Consider the following 15,320-nt stretch of genomic DNA (forward strand, 5'->3'; position numbering starts at 1 on the left):
CTGTAATTCAAATCAAAAACGTTGCTTAAACCGGAAAAAACATAGGCTTTGTGTGATTGATTAGTACGGGTTTCCTGGCTTAATTTTGTCTTTTAATCCACATTTTTCAGCAATCGGTAAATGACCGTCGCCGCTTGTGCGCGTGTGGTCTGACCGTTAGGGTCAAAGCGGCCATCCGCCATTCCGGCAATCAAACCGCCTTTTCGCACAGCTTCCACTGCTGCTAAAGACTCTGCCGAAAGCTGCTCCAGATCAGCAAACGCCGCAGAAACTTCTCCTTCTCCGGTCGGTAACGCAACTTCCAAGCTGCTTGCAAGGCGATAAATCATGACCGCCATCTCTTCGCGCGTAATCGGTTCATGGACGCCAAAAGAGCCATCCGCTTTCCCTTTGACGATCCCGAGCTTTTGCGCACTAGCGATTGCGTCCCTATACCAGGCCCCTTCTTTAATATCGCTGAAGGTGGGAATTGCTGTTTCATCCAGCAGGTCAAAGGTGTTCATCAACATGTTCAGGAACTCTGCCCGGGTTACTTGAGCCGCGGGATTGAAATGGCCTGCTTCCGTTCCCTGAATGGCTCCTCTGGCTGCAAGTGCTTCAATCGCCTCCACGGCCCATTTCACGTTGGTCAGATCGTTGAAGGCAACATTCACGCCAAGGACGCCAAACATGCCGTTCTGTCGCATGTTGAACTCAAACATTTTTGACGTTTCATCATATTTTCCGCCAACCACAGCTTGGGCCGCTCCCGCATCGTTCAACGTAAAGGCAACCACCTGATGCCCCTTCATCCCTGCCTTCAAAGCATAAGGCATCGCTAACCTGAGTCCTTTACCATTTAACTCTTCCGCGGAGAGGCTTTTGCCGTCTGCATTCAGCGTAATGTTGGCAGCTGCTTCCGCTTCACGGAGTTTTCCTGCAGGTTCAGGCATCTCGGCAGGTTCCACAACTTCTACGATCAGCCCCAGATTATTGATATCCTTATACGTGGTCAGGAATCGATGCGGCACCGTCAATACGGTCGAACCTATTTCGATCCTCATACTCGTTAAGGACTTTGCAGCAATAAGCGCTTTCCACAGGATCTCTGCTTCGACTTGTTTTGCATCCGAGTCTGTTTGGATGACAATGGTTAACTTCCCGCCCTTCATATTTTCCAACGCTGCTTTAATCTCGCTGTCCGTGAGCTGGGCCTTGGCCTTGCCACCCTTGCCGGCAGCTGCTTTCACTTCGATTCTGCCTGGGCTCACCGCACCTGGCGTAGATTCTTTCGGATCCGTAGGCACAGGCGTTGGAACGGGTGCCGGAATTGGAGCCGATGGCGATGGACTTGGTGTGGGTGTCGGAGTGGGCGTTGGTGTTGGCGGCGGCAGCAGCTTTAACCCCGCCATGGCCGAAGCCAGCGCGCCGAGCGCAGCATCGATGTCTGCCTGTGAAGCGGTTCCGCTCGTCAGCCATTGTTCGGCAGATGCTATTTTTTCCGCCAGGTCCTTCCAGCTTGCCGCCGTGTACCGTTCCTGCTTCAACGCTTTTGCCTCGTTCAGCTTCGCTTCCAGCGCCGCTGTATTCACCGGCGGATTTACTGTGACCATGATGACGGTATACGTGTTCGACGTAATCAGGTCAGAAGCTGTTACCGTTACTTTGTATCCCGATTTCAAATCGATTGCTGTCGTAAGCCCATCGGACTCGTACACCGTAAATGTCACACTTGCAGGAACGGTCAGTCCTGCTTTGAGTTCCTCCAGCGTCGTCGATTCGGGAACGACAATTTCCTTGGCCAACGGGTCCACCGAACCGCCCGAAATGTTGATCCCGCTAATGATTGCACTGTGTTCCTCTATGGGCTGCAATGCTTCAAAAGCTTCCAACAACGCTTTGTACGCCGAATCGATATCTCCCTCGGTCGAAGCGTCATTGTTGTACACATCATCGGCCGTCCGCAAAGCCGCCTGCAACGTTTCCCATTGTTCCGGCGTGCCGACATAGTTCTCTTCGTTCACGGAAGGATCGGAAGCAGCATCGATCGCCGCTTTCAGGCGGGACTTATCGTATTTGACATAAATACGGCAGCTTGCTCTCAAGTCGCTTCCTTCCACGCTGCCAAGCACGACAAAATCGGTTGCGATGGACAGCTTGTTTTCCGGGATCTCATCCCACACGACGTTGACCTGCCCTTTCGTCTTGTCCGCATAGGTCACGGTGACTTGGGAAGGCAGTTCAGGCATGACGTTGATGGTCGTATTGACCGAAACCGGCTCTATGGCCGTAATCGCGCCGTGGTCCGTTTGAGGTGCTTCTTCTCCCTCAGGTTTGGCCGAGATGGCCCGCCATTCCTTTAGCCCGGTGTACACCGAACTGCTTTGATTTTTCATCGTTAAACGCAGTTTGTCGGTCGTGACTTCATTAAAGGTGACTTGGTTGAATTTCCCCTTTTCCATCTTCTTCTCGCTGAGTCCGCTAACAGGAACATACTCGCCCGAGGCTTGATCCCAATACTCGAAGTCGTAATCGGCCGGAACCTGTACGCCGCCACCATCATCATAAAAGTACATGGAGCTGCCGGAGAGGGTCACAGGGCTTTTCCACGTATACTCCACCCAATGACTCTGGCTTGGCGACCCCCAGTTTCCGTATTGGGTTTCGATCTCCTGGTTGCCGATGCTTCCTGGGACCAAAGGGATATATCCGTCATTTACCCCGTTCAAAGATTCCCATGCCGACGTATATGAAGCGCTGGGCGTAGCCAACAGAGCCGCATTGCGGTAACGAAGGCTCTCTTCTGCCAGGCGCAATCGATTCGTCATGGATTGCACTTCTTCAAGCGTGTAGTCATCTTTGGCAAGCAGCTCCTTGGCCTCCACCAGCGCTGCCTGCAGCGTCTGCCACGAGTCTGGCGTGAAATCGTCGGCATTGCGGACAAGCTTGCCCTGAGGCGATACCCGGTCCGCAAACTTGGCAATAGTCCCGGACAACTCAGCCGTCGCTACGTATACCGTGATAGGCACTTCGACCTTCGTGACGTTGTCTCCGTCGCTGACGCTCAATTCGTAGCGATATTCGCCCACTGCGCCGAATGTGGCATTCAGCGTTGCCTGGTCCAGCGCCTCGGCCTGCACTGCATCGGCGTCGCCCGAAACCAGATTCCATGCATACGTCAACCGCCCGCTCGGCAGACCGTCATCTGTAATGATGGGCGCCAGCTTCAACGGGGCTCCTTGCTCCACGGTCACCGGCATGTCCAGCTGTACCTTGGGCGACAGATTTTCCGAAGGGGTTACGTTCAGTTGATTGTTGTAGATCTGAATTTCCTTAATGCCTGTGGAGTAGCCCGAGACATGCGTAAAATGGACTCGGATGGCGGCCGTGTTCACCGCATTGAATTCAACATTGTTATAATTTGCGGCCACATAGTCCGGATAACGGAATTGCCCCTCTACAGGCTTCCATGTGGTGCCGTCCGCATCCAGGTATTCCACACCGAACGTTTGCGGGGCAGCATACCCGTTGGGCCGCCGATCATTATAGAAGTACACTTTGACGTTATCCACCGTTTGGGTTCCATCGAATTGGAACGTGACCGAATCGGACGGATTCGGCGATCCGCCGAACAACGCCGTATTCGACGTATGGTTCATCGAGGCAATCGTGGACCCGTCTGCCAGTCGGTTCACATTCGAATTACTATGAATATAGCTGGATTCCACCGTCGTTCCGGGCGCTGTCGCCAGGTTTACACCGTTGTGCACCACGTCAACGCCGGCTTTATTAAACATGTCCACTGCTTTTTCATTATCTCCAATTGAAGTGTCATCTGCCGAAGCCAGTTGAACAGCGCTGCCCTTTTCATAAATGACGTTGGTGTTTGTGTTGTCTCCGACAGCTCCTGGCACGTCACCATCGGGTTTTTCCACCTTGCCCGTCGCCGTATCAAAAATGATATGCGACATTTCATCCGTGGTCATGACACGTTCGCCATTAATGAACAGCGAGTATCCGACGGGGATGTCCTTGTAGTATGGATCGCTGTCGCTATACTTGGCCGGGTCCTGCCACACGATGGACAGATTGGCATCATGATAACGTACATTGTCCACGGCGAAATGGTCATACTTGATGCCGAGCGGCCACAGCTCGATTTTATCGTCCGCTCGTGGCTGCAGGCCTGCCATATCCTCCATGACGGAATAATTCATCATGCCCAGCGTATCATGGTGAATCCACGCCCGCACCATCTTGCCGCTTGGGTTCGGCGGATTTTCCGGCGTCCAAGGCGTGCCGAAGAAATAATCCTCCAACCAGAAAAACTCGTTGGAATCCAGGTGATCGGTATTGCCCGGTTCAACCGTGTGCAGCCAAGCCCCCCAGTCAAACAACGTTTTGTACGTGTCGCTGTTGATGTTTTCCACCGGGTAATGGCGTAAGGAAGCGCGAATGGTGTTAATGTAGTTCCCAAAGTTGCACCAAGCGAACTGGTCGGTGCCGAATGCGCTTGTCTCTCCTTTCCGGAAGGCCTCCACGCGTTTCATGATACTGTGCTGATCTGCCGTGAAGAACGGGAAAATCGGATAATAGTTCGGATCTCCATAGTCGGACAACTGGGTCAAGTATTTGGATTCATACCCTTGCTCGCCTTCTTTCGGCACCACGCCGAAGTTAAACACAAACATGTTGTTGTCACGCCACGGATTGAATACGTCTTGTTGATTGATGACTTTTTTGTGCAAAAAACTGCCTTCCCCGTTCGTATCGGCCTTGCCGTCGCCGTCAAAGTCCGCCTGGTCAAACCACATATTGTTCAGGATCGCATTTCGAATCCGCTGCGCAACCTCTTCCATGCGTTTGGCGTTCGCGTCATCCCCGAGCTGTTCGTACATTTGCTGCGTGGCTACCGCATTCGCATATGCTGTAGAAGAACCGTCCAACCGGGCATAGTTTCCGTTTCCTTTCCAGTGCATGGATACTGTGTCCCCGTCATTGCCGGTAATCGGCCCGTGATTGTAATAAACCAGATCGGGGTTGGTCCCCCGGAAATGATTCAGTGTGCCCGTCACGTCGTTTGCCGAGAAATCGGCGAATTTTTTCAGCACCTTTTCTCCGCCGCCATAAATTTTATAGGCTTCCCAGCCCACTTGCGACGTGTTCTGCATCATATCCCATGTCCAGATATTCGGGCGTCCCGGATTGTTTTTGTAGTTGGCGTTTTCGGAATACTCACCCTGGGCTAACCATGTCCCGTATGCATAAGACGGATCGCGCAGCCACTTCAAATCCTGCAGCACCCAAGGCACGCTGACCGTAATTCCGTTGTTATAACCGAGCACGCCTTCCATGTTCATCGGAAATTGCCAGTCGTTGCCGGGAATGTTGGCTTCCAGCAAATTGAAGCGATTGGACCACCAACGGTAATACAGCACCTTTTTCACGTTTTCGTCCGGAATATCGATATAGGGGATGTTTTGCGCCCACCATTCGTTGTACTCCTTTACCTGGTCGCTGAAAGCCCTTTCATTATTACTTGCTTTAAAAGCAGCATACTGCGTTTTCGAGGCCGGGATTTCGTCCGCCAACCACCCCATGACCACCTTCTCGTCCACCGAACCGCCTGCAGGAACCGTAATTTCTTTGACCAAATCATTACCGACAGGCATCATGCCGTCCCCGCTCAAATGCACGTCGACATGGGACATCGCTTCCACGTATTTTTCTCCGGCACGTCCAACCATGATTGGAGCAGCCACCCGTTTGCCGATCAATTCGTCTCCCTCGGTGTCGGTTACGAATGGGGATTTAACGGTCATCGTTAACGTAATTGGCGCATTACCGTTGTTGGTTAACTTCAGCAAAGTAACGGCGCTGTTTGAAGAGGTAATGAATTTACGCTGGTTGATGTCCAGTCCGCCGCTTGTGTAGGTCTGGTCCGCGTGGCTCGGATAATTTTTGCGCGCAGCCTTGTTTTCCACGACGGCTCCCGTAGATAGGGTAATGTTATACATCGTATCCTTGTTGAGGGTATCCGCATAATGTACCTGTCCGACAAAACCGAGCTGCCGGTTGTCCTGCGTTTTCATATACAGCGCGCTCCCTCGGCTGAACAGCGTGTTGGCACTGCCATCATCGTTGTTGTCGTCCGGGATGACACCCTCGTTTACCAGCAATTGGTCGAGCCAAGGCAGGTCGGCATGATCGGCGGCGAATTGGTCAAAATCAAAATTTTCGATCGCCTTCATCATCTGGCCGACGGTGGCTTGGCTGAAATCTACGGGCTCACCCACGATCCGATTATTCTTCCACGCTGCTTCGCCGTAGTCAGTGCCTACGCCTTCATGGACGAAGTCTGTCGTATAATTTGCCGACGCAGGCACGATGCCCGTATTCAAGGTTACGACGGTGGCCAAGGCGGCCACCCACATTTTCGTTGCCCATTTCCTCTTCTTTGTCGCCATTGCTTCGTCTCCTCCTTATTAACCTTTAATTCCCGTCAACGTAATGCCTTCTACGAAATATTTGTTGCCGATCAGGAAAAACACCAGGCAGGGAAGCGTTACGATCAGTGCAAGCGCCATGACCTGCTCATAGTTCGGAATACGCATTCCGTTCACCATGTACAAGCCCATAGGCAAGGTATAATCGGCCTCTGTTTTCAGATAAATCATCGTATAGAAAAATTCGTTCCAGCAGTTGATGAAACTGAACAGCGCAACCACGATCATTGCAGGGCGAATGAGAGGCAGCATGATCCGGTAGTAGATGCGGAAATAACCCGCGCCGTCGATTTTGGCCGCCTCGCTCAGCTCAGCAGGAATCGTCATAAAAAATTGTCTTAGCAGGAAAACGAAATATGCATTGCCGCCTGCGCAAAAAAAAGCCGGAATAATCAGCGCTGGTTTGCCCGCAAGCCCAAGCGACGTATATAACGAAAACTGCGGCAGCAATGTAACCGCGCTGGGCAGCATCATGCTGCTGATGACGAGTACAAACCAGGTGCCGCGCATCGGGAAACGCAGTTTGGCAAACGCGTAAGCGGCAAAGCTGGTGGTAATAACGGTGCCAATGACATAAGGAACGACGATGGAAACCGAATTCCACAGCTGCCGCCAGAACTGAATCCGTTCAAGCCCCAGCCTGAAGTTATCCAATCCAAGCTCCTTCGGAAAAAATACGGGCGGCCTGGCCAAAATTTCCGAATGGCTGACCATTGCGCCGCGTAACAGCCAGTACAACGGAAAAGCAAAAATCAACGCAAGCAGGCAGGACAGCAAAATCAACCCGATATGAAACACTTTTCTTCGGTTTTTCGCCTGCTTGATGCTTGCGTATTTCATCGCTGCAGGTACCGTCGCCATTATCTCACCCACTTTCGTTTGCCCATGGCATCATCACGTTTCAGCGCGCCTTGAAAGTAAAACAACACGCCTGTAATGACCAAGGTGATCAGGAATACGATCCACGCTTCGGCTGATGCCAATCCGCGCATGCCCACTTGCACAAAGGAGTGGTCGTAGATCATGACGTTGATAAAGTACGTCATCCGATCGGGCGCACCGTTTCTCGACAGCACCACGCTCTGGGTGTAAATTTGGATCGACGTCATCATACACATGATGAGTTGAAAGAAGAGGACAGGTTTAATCGTAGGGTAAGTCACCTTAAGAAACTTGTGCCAGGCGTTGCCTCCGTCCATCTCTACGGCCTCCAGCAGTTCTCCAGGAACGTCCTGCAGCGTGGCAATAAATACAACGATCGTCCCGCCGCATGTCCACAGGCTCATGATAAACAAGGTGTAGAAAATCCGCAGCGGATCGTTGAGAAAATCCAAAGGCGCGATACCCAACTGCAGTAAAATCCAGTTAACCAGCCCGCCTTTGGCCTGATTTTGCAGCAGCATCTGCCATACGATCGTTGTCGCCAGCATCGGCACGACCGATGGCAGGAAGAAGATGGCCCGCAGCAAATTTCTCCCGATAAACTTGCGGTTTAGCAGCAGGGCAACGATCAGGCAAAACACGATAACAAGCGCCACGTTGACAAAGGCGTAAACGAGCGTAACCGTAATCGACTTTTTGAATTCGGAGCTGGGGTTGCTGAAAATATACCTGAAGTTGTCCAGCCCGATCCATTCCATGACTTGGCTGCCGCCCATCATCGTAATTTTGTGAAAACTGTAATATAAACTGGCGAGCATCGGGTACATCGTCAGCACCAAAAATCCGATAATGGCAGGAGCGGCGAAGAGATATCCGGCAAAGGCCTCTTTGGTGGCACCTTTGGCAAATCTTCTGGCAGGGATGGATTCCGAACCGATTTTGCGTTCTGGATTCATAAGCATAGCCTCTCTTTTCAAATTCAAACTTCAGACATTCCCGGCGTTAAGATACCTTGCCGCTTTCCCACAGCGACTTAATGGCCGGCATAATCGCATCGTAAATCTCCTGAACGCTTTTCTGGCCGGATAACGCCTGGTCGATCGATTTTTCGTATTCCGTGTTCATTTTCAGGTAAGCCGGAACGTAGTACGCGGGCCATTGCACGATGGCATCCTTGGTCGTGGCGTAGCTGAGAATCGTTTCCTTTGCGCTTGCAGGCAGATCAGCCGTCCATTTGTCGATCAGAGCAGGGTCCGTGTACCAGTCCGCCTGATTCGGCAGCCATGCGCCGCTTTTCAGCAAGTCCAGGCTATTTTCCGGGTTGACCATATAAGCATAGAATTTTTTGGCTTCTTCGATATGTTTGGAGGTATTGTACACAACCAGCGGGGCACCGGCATTCATCGTTACCGCTTTCTCCATTTTCGGAAGCACGCCTACGCCGATATCTTCATTGCCCTTGATGTTTGCCAAATCCCATGATCCGCTGACGGCCATGGCATATCCTCCGCTTAACGCATCTACGGCCGAGCCGATTCCGGAACTCCAGGTATAGCTGAAAGCAGAAGCAACCTTGTCCTTGTTCACGAGATCAGCCAGCTTCTGAATACCTTCCGCCGTTTTGGGTGAATCCCACTGGAACTCTTTCCCATCCGGCGATACGATGCCTCCTCCATTCGCGTTCGCTGCCCAGAAATGGTGAAATTCACGCCCTGCGGTAAAACCAAGCCCGTAGTTTTCAGTCATGGCCGCGTCGAAACCGGCATCGGCGGCCGTCTTACCACTTGAATCCTTGGTCAGCTTCTTGGCATTGGCGACAAACGTATCCCAATCCCATGCGTCTTCAACCTTGGTAGGTGGATAAGGGACGCCGGCTTCATCAAACTTCGATTTGCTGTAGAACAGCAGCTCCATCTGGTTGGACAATCCGACGCCGATTACTTTCTGTTCCGGAGAATGGATGGTGATTGCGGGAAGTTTCTCCGGAATGCTTCCATCTGCAAGCAGGTCGGAAATGTCCTCCAATATGCCCATCTCATTATACTTTTGAATGTCCGCTTCCCCCATGTAACTGATGTCCGGCAGTTCGCCGGATTGCATTCTCGTCTGGATGAAGGTGTCGAATGTGCCGTCCGCGGGCAATACCTGCGCATTGATCTTCACCCCGGTGTCCGCCGTGTATTTCTCTGCAGCAGATTCCACCAGTTGCTTCTGTACATCATCCCCCCAATACAGCAGCTCTAGGGTAATGCCAGTGGCGGACGTGTCACCGCTGCCTGATGTCGCATTATTGGCACTGCCGGACGTGTCCGAATTGCCGGAACAGCCTGCCAGCGTGGAGAAAGCCAAGGTTAATGCGAGAGACAGAATCAACTTGCGCTTACCAAACCTCATGATTGTTTCCTCCCTTTTTCAAAGCTATTTATTTCAAGCCAAACGAATTTAATCGTTTAACTTAAAAACAATGATCAATTAATATCCGAGTGATTATTACATGGGCTAAACGTTGGCGGACCTGTACTTTCCCTGTTATATAGATTGAACCGGAAATTTACACGATAACGAAGAGGGCAGAAAGAATCTGGAGAAGCGAAGCGGTCTAAAAGCTTTCTGAAAGAAAGCTGCTTCGGAAGCATAGGCTGATCACCGGATTTTCTCCCTTGAAAAAGGAGATCAAAGAAATCTGGGGATAACAGCGATCGGAAGATGGTTCTGACCGCGTAGTGTCTCTGTGTAAAAATCATTGGTTCAACCTATATAGACCGAAAGGACGAAGCCATGCTGGAGGACCGGTCATAAGCAGGCGCAGAACTTTCCTTGTTCCAGGCGAATGCTCTGCAGCAACGTTCCCTGTGGAGCCCGAAACTCCAAGCGTTCTTCACGGAACACGTATCTGGACGGATATGCCGCATAACTTGTCACGGTCCACCCGTCATGCTCTTCAGTCAAGAATCCGTTGACACACCTTAATGTGCCGTTTCCATCCCGATAGAGATACGTCGTAGTTCCAAACCCGAGCAAATAAGCAGCTAACTCTTCGCCCATATCCCAGTCATCCCCCGAAACGTCGGAGAACAAAGCGGCAAACAGCGGATCGTCTGCTCCCACAAACACCGATTGTCCGAATCGATTGCGCGACAGCTCCGGCATGTTCAAATTGGGTGCAGCCACACTATACGTCGATGCGGCTTCACCCGGCTTCAGCCGTCGCGGTGTCGATCTTACATTCCAGTCATAACAATGAAAGATCGCCATGGTTGAGCGGTAAGCGGCTTCCAGATATTCAGGATCGCCCAGATGTTCATAGGCAGCCAATGCCGATGACGCCGCAAGTCCGCCCCACAAGGAATGAATCATCGGGGACAACGCTTCCCACCAGCGGTCCGGATTCTGCAGCCGATAGTCGTTGCTGAACCCGATATTGGCCAGAATAAGCTGGCCATATTGTGCAGCTTCGTCGGTTAGCCCAAGGAAACATAACGCCATGCACGTCGGGCCAAATCCGGCATTATCGTAAAAGTGCTCCGTGACCGCCCCGCCATAGTGCCGAACGCCGATTTCCATGTCCCGACCGAAGCGATCCCACAGCTGTCGCAGCCGTTCGTGCAATTCACTATACCCCTTATCTTCCAACTCCTGCAGCAGTTCTCGTATGTAAAGAATGAATACACCATTTAGACGCGACTCGTCCTTCTCCCGCTGACCGGAATGGCAATCCGGATCAAGCCGCATGCACATCACTTCGGCGGCCCATTGCAAATATTCGGAAGGAGAATGCAGATGGAGCAGCCCTGCTTCCATCCGCGATAACAGATAAAAGACGTGCGCAATATAATCGAAATCATACATGCGGTAAAAGCTGCCGTACAATGGTCGCGGCCGGGACAAATCGCCGTCCATGAACCAGTGTACCTTCATATCCAGCACCGCCGCCGCTTCCGCCTTCGCCACCTGCTCGGGAACAGGCGTAGTCATCCTATTTTTCATCAGCAAAAATGCCAATTTGCCCAGCGATTCCCCCTGGTTGGACAACGGACGGAACGCGTGGGGTCGAAGGGCGGTCTCCGCTCCTTCATAGCTGTTGGCCGCCAGCCATTCTGCCCGCTTTTCGAGCAATGCATGGACCGGTTCAAGCACATTCCAAACCAGCACATCACGTCGTCCGTCCCGGAGCACCAATTCCAGCTTGCGTTCTCCCGGCTCGTCAGCAGGCAGGATGACTATGAACTCCCGTTCAATGCCGTGATTGTTGTTACGGCCGAAAGCATGGTCTGTAGACGTTGGCTTTTCCGAAGAGATCACGCGTGTCGTGATTTCCTGCTCCACGATGTCACTCGTGGTTCGAAGCGCACTATATAGCTTTAACGTGCCTATTTCCAGCCCTGCTGGCAGACTGAACGAGGCCTTGAATTGACCTCCTTCAGGCACTACGGGTGTATAGCTCCATCGAGGGTGTCCAAGGGTTTCGCCTTGACGATAGAAATCCGCCTTGTTTTGGAATGACACAAACGCGTACTCCCAGCTTTCCGTTTGTCCAGGCGTTAACACCAAAGGATTGTAAGCGTCTCCATATATCCAATCGGCAGCTGCCGATTCCTTCAATGAAGTGCCATCCTCCACCAAAGAGAGCCTGTGGTACAACAACCCGTCCAAAGATGGCGAAACCTGCTCGAGAAAGCGGTTGCAATATCGGCAATGAGAACCCATGGCTGACGTCGTTCCTCTGAGTGTGTAAATTCCCAAATGAGGTCCTTCGTTGCTTCGCCGCACGGCGGCAAATTTGGCGAAGCTCCCGCCGAGATGCGTAAATACGGCACAGGATTCATGCATGTTGCGATACACATCCTGCGTTCGAAACATGATGTAGGCGAGAGAAAACCAAACATGCAGCCCTTGAACTTCAATACGCTCATCCGATTCATTCGTCAGATCAATCCCCCAACGCAGCCGATCCTCTTCGAGCGAATACGATAACAAGATTTTGACCGGTAAATCTCTGAACTCCACGGTAGCATATTGCGAATTATGTTTCGTTACCTTAGGCACAAACGCCGAACTTTGGACGTCCCTCCCGTTCAACCGCAAGCTCCATTCCCCAAAAAGCTTGTCCTCATCCTCTTGATATCCAACCTCTCGCAAATAACGAGGATCGACTACCCAATTCATCGTATGGGGATCATCTTTCATCACCAAGGAATGAACGGTTCCACGCTCTCCCAATTCGATCTTCAACCTATCATTGCTGAGAGTCGTCATTCAAATCACCCTTTCATCGATCAGAAATGAAGTTAAACGTTTAAATTATCTTCAATAAAGAGAAACGCCAATTCGTCTATGATATGACGCGATCGGTTTCTCAAGTACAATAGCGGAGTTTTCACCTGCGGTTTGCCTTATGTATTGAAACTATTCTGCTCCGATCCAGCCTTTACGCTTTCAAACTCCGAACGGAATCACGCTCGATCAAGCGGCATTCCGGCATGGTAAGGTCTTGAACGTCTTCCCCTTGAATTAGACGGTAGAGCGTTTCACTTGCCAAATATCCCATCTCATGAAGCGGCAAACTCATCGTTGTCAGGCGCGGGCTGAGATAATCGCTAAACTCCCTGTCATCAAAACCAACTACCGAAATGTCATCAGGAACGCTGACTCCCTTCTCCTTTGCAGCCTGAAGCACCCCGACGCCCATAACGTCGTTCATCGACAGAATGGCTGTCGGCGGATCGGGCATGTCCAGCAGCTCATTAGCCAACCGATAGCCTGAATCCCGTTCCCAATCCCCCATCTTAATCAAGGTCGGGTCAAACGGCAGTTCAAACTCGGTAACGGCTTTGTAATAACCGTTTAATCGCCGCCTGGAAGGAATCGAATCCATCAAACCGCTAATGATTGCGATGCGACTGTGACCTTGTTGAACCAGGTATGACATCGCTTCATAGGAAGCCTGCTCATCATTATACTGGATTGATATGTCGTCTTGTGTGTACCCGTAAGTATATACGATCGGTTTGCCCTCAACATTGATCAGTCCTGTCAAGTCACGAGTGTGCACGCCGATATAGATGATGCCGTCCACCTGTTTACCAAGCAGCTCGGATACGGCATTGGCTGCATACTTGCGGTACGCTTCGACATCGTGAAAATGACGGCCAATTCGCTTGTCGAGCCTAAGGTTGACGAGCAGAATATGGAGGTCGTGGCGGTCCCCGAAATCGTTAATGCCATCGATAATGTCCGGCGCATTAAATACGGTCACATCCTCCGCAATGACACCGATGGTGTTCGTTCGGTTGCGTTTGAGACTTTTAGCAATCTCGTTCGGTTTGTAATTCAAAGCTTCGATGGCCTCCATGACCCGTCTGCGCGTTTCCGGACGAACATTCCGAGTTCCGTTAAGCACATAGGAGACGGTGGCAATCGAAACATTTGCCCTAAGAGCGATGTCCTTTATGCTGGTTTTTCTCATAGGTCTCTCCTGTCTAAGCATACGAACCATCGTTCATCAGCTGTTTAAACGTTTAGATTTTTGAGTTGATAGGTGAATCTTACCTTACAATCTCCGATTTTGCAATCGTTATTTTGGATTTTAATTCCACTTTTTTCCCCTCACTAGCATGAGTTAAAAAAAGTTGTGCAACTTATAAAACAAAAAAAGAGTGCATAGCCGATCATAATGTTCAGTAAAAAGAGTGTGGTTGGAGCATAATATTAACTTTTAAGCAGCGTGTTCCGAACTTACAAAAAATATCAGATTAAGGAGTTATATTAATAATGAAACAAAAACTATATTCTTATTGTTTAAAAGGAGATATCAATAAAGCTTATGAATATCTCCTAAGCCTTGATCATAATACAGGTTTGGAAAAGCTTAAAAATAAATACGCCAACCGTTTTTTTGCTGAAAAACCAGTATTTCGATATAAAACAAAAGATGCATGGATTAGAAGTGTTATTAGATCATATTACGAATACTTTAGATCCGTCTTAACCAATAGAAAACGCAAAGAGGAAGCAGAACAGATCTTAGCGGAATCCCTAATAGAGTTGTTACCAGACGGATACGAAACTACAGATGACCTAAATTCTATTGAAGAAAAATTATCTAAAGCGTTTAACTCGAGAGGTTTTTACTTCCAAGGAGGAATTACCCCGCCCTTTAGGGGGCCATATATATGGAGAAAACAAGAGAAGGTCGAGTATGAAGTCACCCTTCCAGAGAAATCCAAAAAGATTGATGTATATTTTATGTCCGATTTTATTATGCAGAGCTGGCTGCATTTCGCTACCTTTGGAGGGAGAGCTGCAGGAGGATGGGCATCTGAAAATGCCTTATATTGTGTAAAAGACAGGTATGAAAAAGTAATAAATAAGCCCGATTTTTTATATTCATACCTTGCTCATGAAGCGCAGCATTTAGCGGATTATGAAGACTTCCCATGTCTTCTTCCTGTCGATCTGGAATATCGAGCCAAATTGGTAGAATTAATTTACCATCCTTTAAATAATAAAGTGTTAATGAAAAAGTTTTTATCCGATGCTGATCATAACAGAGAGAATCCTCATCCATATTCAAGCTATGTAATTTGTTCCAATTTGTCCAAGAAAATATATGATCAGGATTATGTGCCTGATCCTGAAAAATGGAGGAAAGTCGACTTTAACGTACTTAGCAGCTCAGCTGAAGAGCTGTTTCATAAACACACCACATTATTAACCAATGAAGGTAAAGAAAACGTAGAGAGTGTTATTTAAAAATCACTTAAAAAGTCAGTTCCTTACGTACAGGAATTGACTTTTTAAGTTAAAGTCTAGCTTGCAAAGCATGAGCACGGTATAATACCGAGCTCGTGGCCAACCGGCTGCATCCAATTTATTGGTCTGACTTTTAAGTGGGTACTTTATTGCATCCGTTGGCTGCATTCTAGTTTTAGGAATACCTTTCTTCCATGTTCT

Annotated in this window: 7 protein-coding genes; 1 reads left to right on the forward strand and 6 read right to left on the reverse strand. The window is 50.0% G+C overall.

Annotation, left to right across the window (positions count from 1 at the left end):
* Positions 1–92: 92 nt before the first annotated feature.
* The 6 genes from SNR34_RS18180 to SNR34_RS18205 all read right to left on the reverse strand — a co-directional run bounded on the left by SNR34_RS18180 (position 93) and on the right by SNR34_RS18205 (position 13,833).
* The gene (locus SNR34_RS18180; RefSeq protein ID WP_486179854.1) at positions 93–6,446 is read right to left on the reverse strand and encodes an S-layer homology domain-containing protein; all 6,354 of its coding nucleotides are present in this window, start codon (positions 6,444–6,446) and stop codon (positions 93–95) included.
* Between the two features lie 18 nt (positions 6,447–6,464).
* A complete protein-coding gene (locus tag SNR34_RS18185; protein WP_236412411.1) occupies positions 6,465–7,346 on the reverse strand; it encodes a carbohydrate ABC transporter permease in 882 nt (293 codons plus the stop codon).
* Positions 7,346–8,323 (reverse strand): carbohydrate ABC transporter permease, encoded by a 978-nt coding sequence (locus SNR34_RS18190; RefSeq protein ID WP_236412410.1) that lies wholly within the window; start codon positions 8,321–8,323, stop codon positions 7,346–7,348. Before SNR34_RS18190 ends, SNR34_RS18185 begins: the two co-directional genes overlap by 1 nt.
* 46 nt (positions 8,324–8,369) lie before the next feature.
* Positions 8,370–9,761 carry an extracellular solute-binding protein gene (locus tag SNR34_RS18195; protein ID WP_343260219.1) on the reverse strand — a complete coding sequence of 464 codons (1,392 nt, stop codon included), beginning with the start codon at positions 9,759–9,761 and terminating at the stop codon, positions 8,370–8,372.
* Positions 9,762–10,160: 399 nt separating this feature from the next.
* Positions 10,161–12,599, reverse strand: a complete 2,439-nt coding sequence (locus SNR34_RS18200) for a hypothetical protein (protein WP_486179855.1) — start codon at positions 12,597–12,599, stop codon at positions 10,161–10,163.
* Between the two features lie 196 nt (positions 12,600–12,795).
* Entirely contained in the window at positions 12,796–13,833 is a 1,038-nt protein-coding gene (locus SNR34_RS18205) for a LacI family DNA-binding transcriptional regulator (protein ID WP_236412407.1), read from the reverse strand.
* A gap of 305 nt (positions 13,834–14,138) precedes the next feature.
* Here SNR34_RS18205 and SNR34_RS18210 point away from each other — a divergent pair, with 305 nt between their 5' ends.
* A complete protein-coding gene (locus SNR34_RS18210) occupies positions 14,139–15,119 on the forward strand; it encodes a hypothetical protein (RefSeq protein WP_486179856.1) in 981 nt (326 codons plus the stop codon).
* The last annotated feature ends 201 nt before the right edge of the window (positions 15,120–15,320 follow it).

It is taken from the genome of Paenibacillus sp. XP01 (assembly GCF_057364885.1).

Excerpts from the sequence above, each read along its gene's own strand:
- SNR34_RS18180 (WP_486179854.1), bottom strand. The coding sequence starts at position 6,446 with ATGGCGACAAAGAAGAGGAAATGGGCAACGAAAATGTGGGTGGCCGCC.
- SNR34_RS18185 (WP_236412411.1), bottom strand. The coding sequence starts at position 7,346 with ATGGCGACGGTACCTGCAGCGATGAAATACGCAAGCATCAAGCAGGCG.
- SNR34_RS18190 (WP_236412410.1), bottom strand. The coding sequence starts at position 8,323 with ATGAATCCAGAACGCAAAATCGGTTCGGAATCCATCCCTGCCAGAAGA.
- SNR34_RS18195 (WP_343260219.1), bottom strand. The coding sequence starts at position 9,761 with ATGAGGTTTGGTAAGCGCAAGTTGATTCTGTCTCTCGCATTAACCTTG.
- SNR34_RS18205 (WP_236412407.1), bottom strand. The coding sequence starts at position 13,833 with ATGAGAAAAACCAGCATAAAGGACATCGCTCTTAGGGCAAATGTTTCG.
- SNR34_RS18210 (WP_486179856.1), top strand. The coding sequence starts at position 14,139 with ATGAAACAAAAACTATATTCTTATTGTTTAAAAGGAGATATCAATAAA.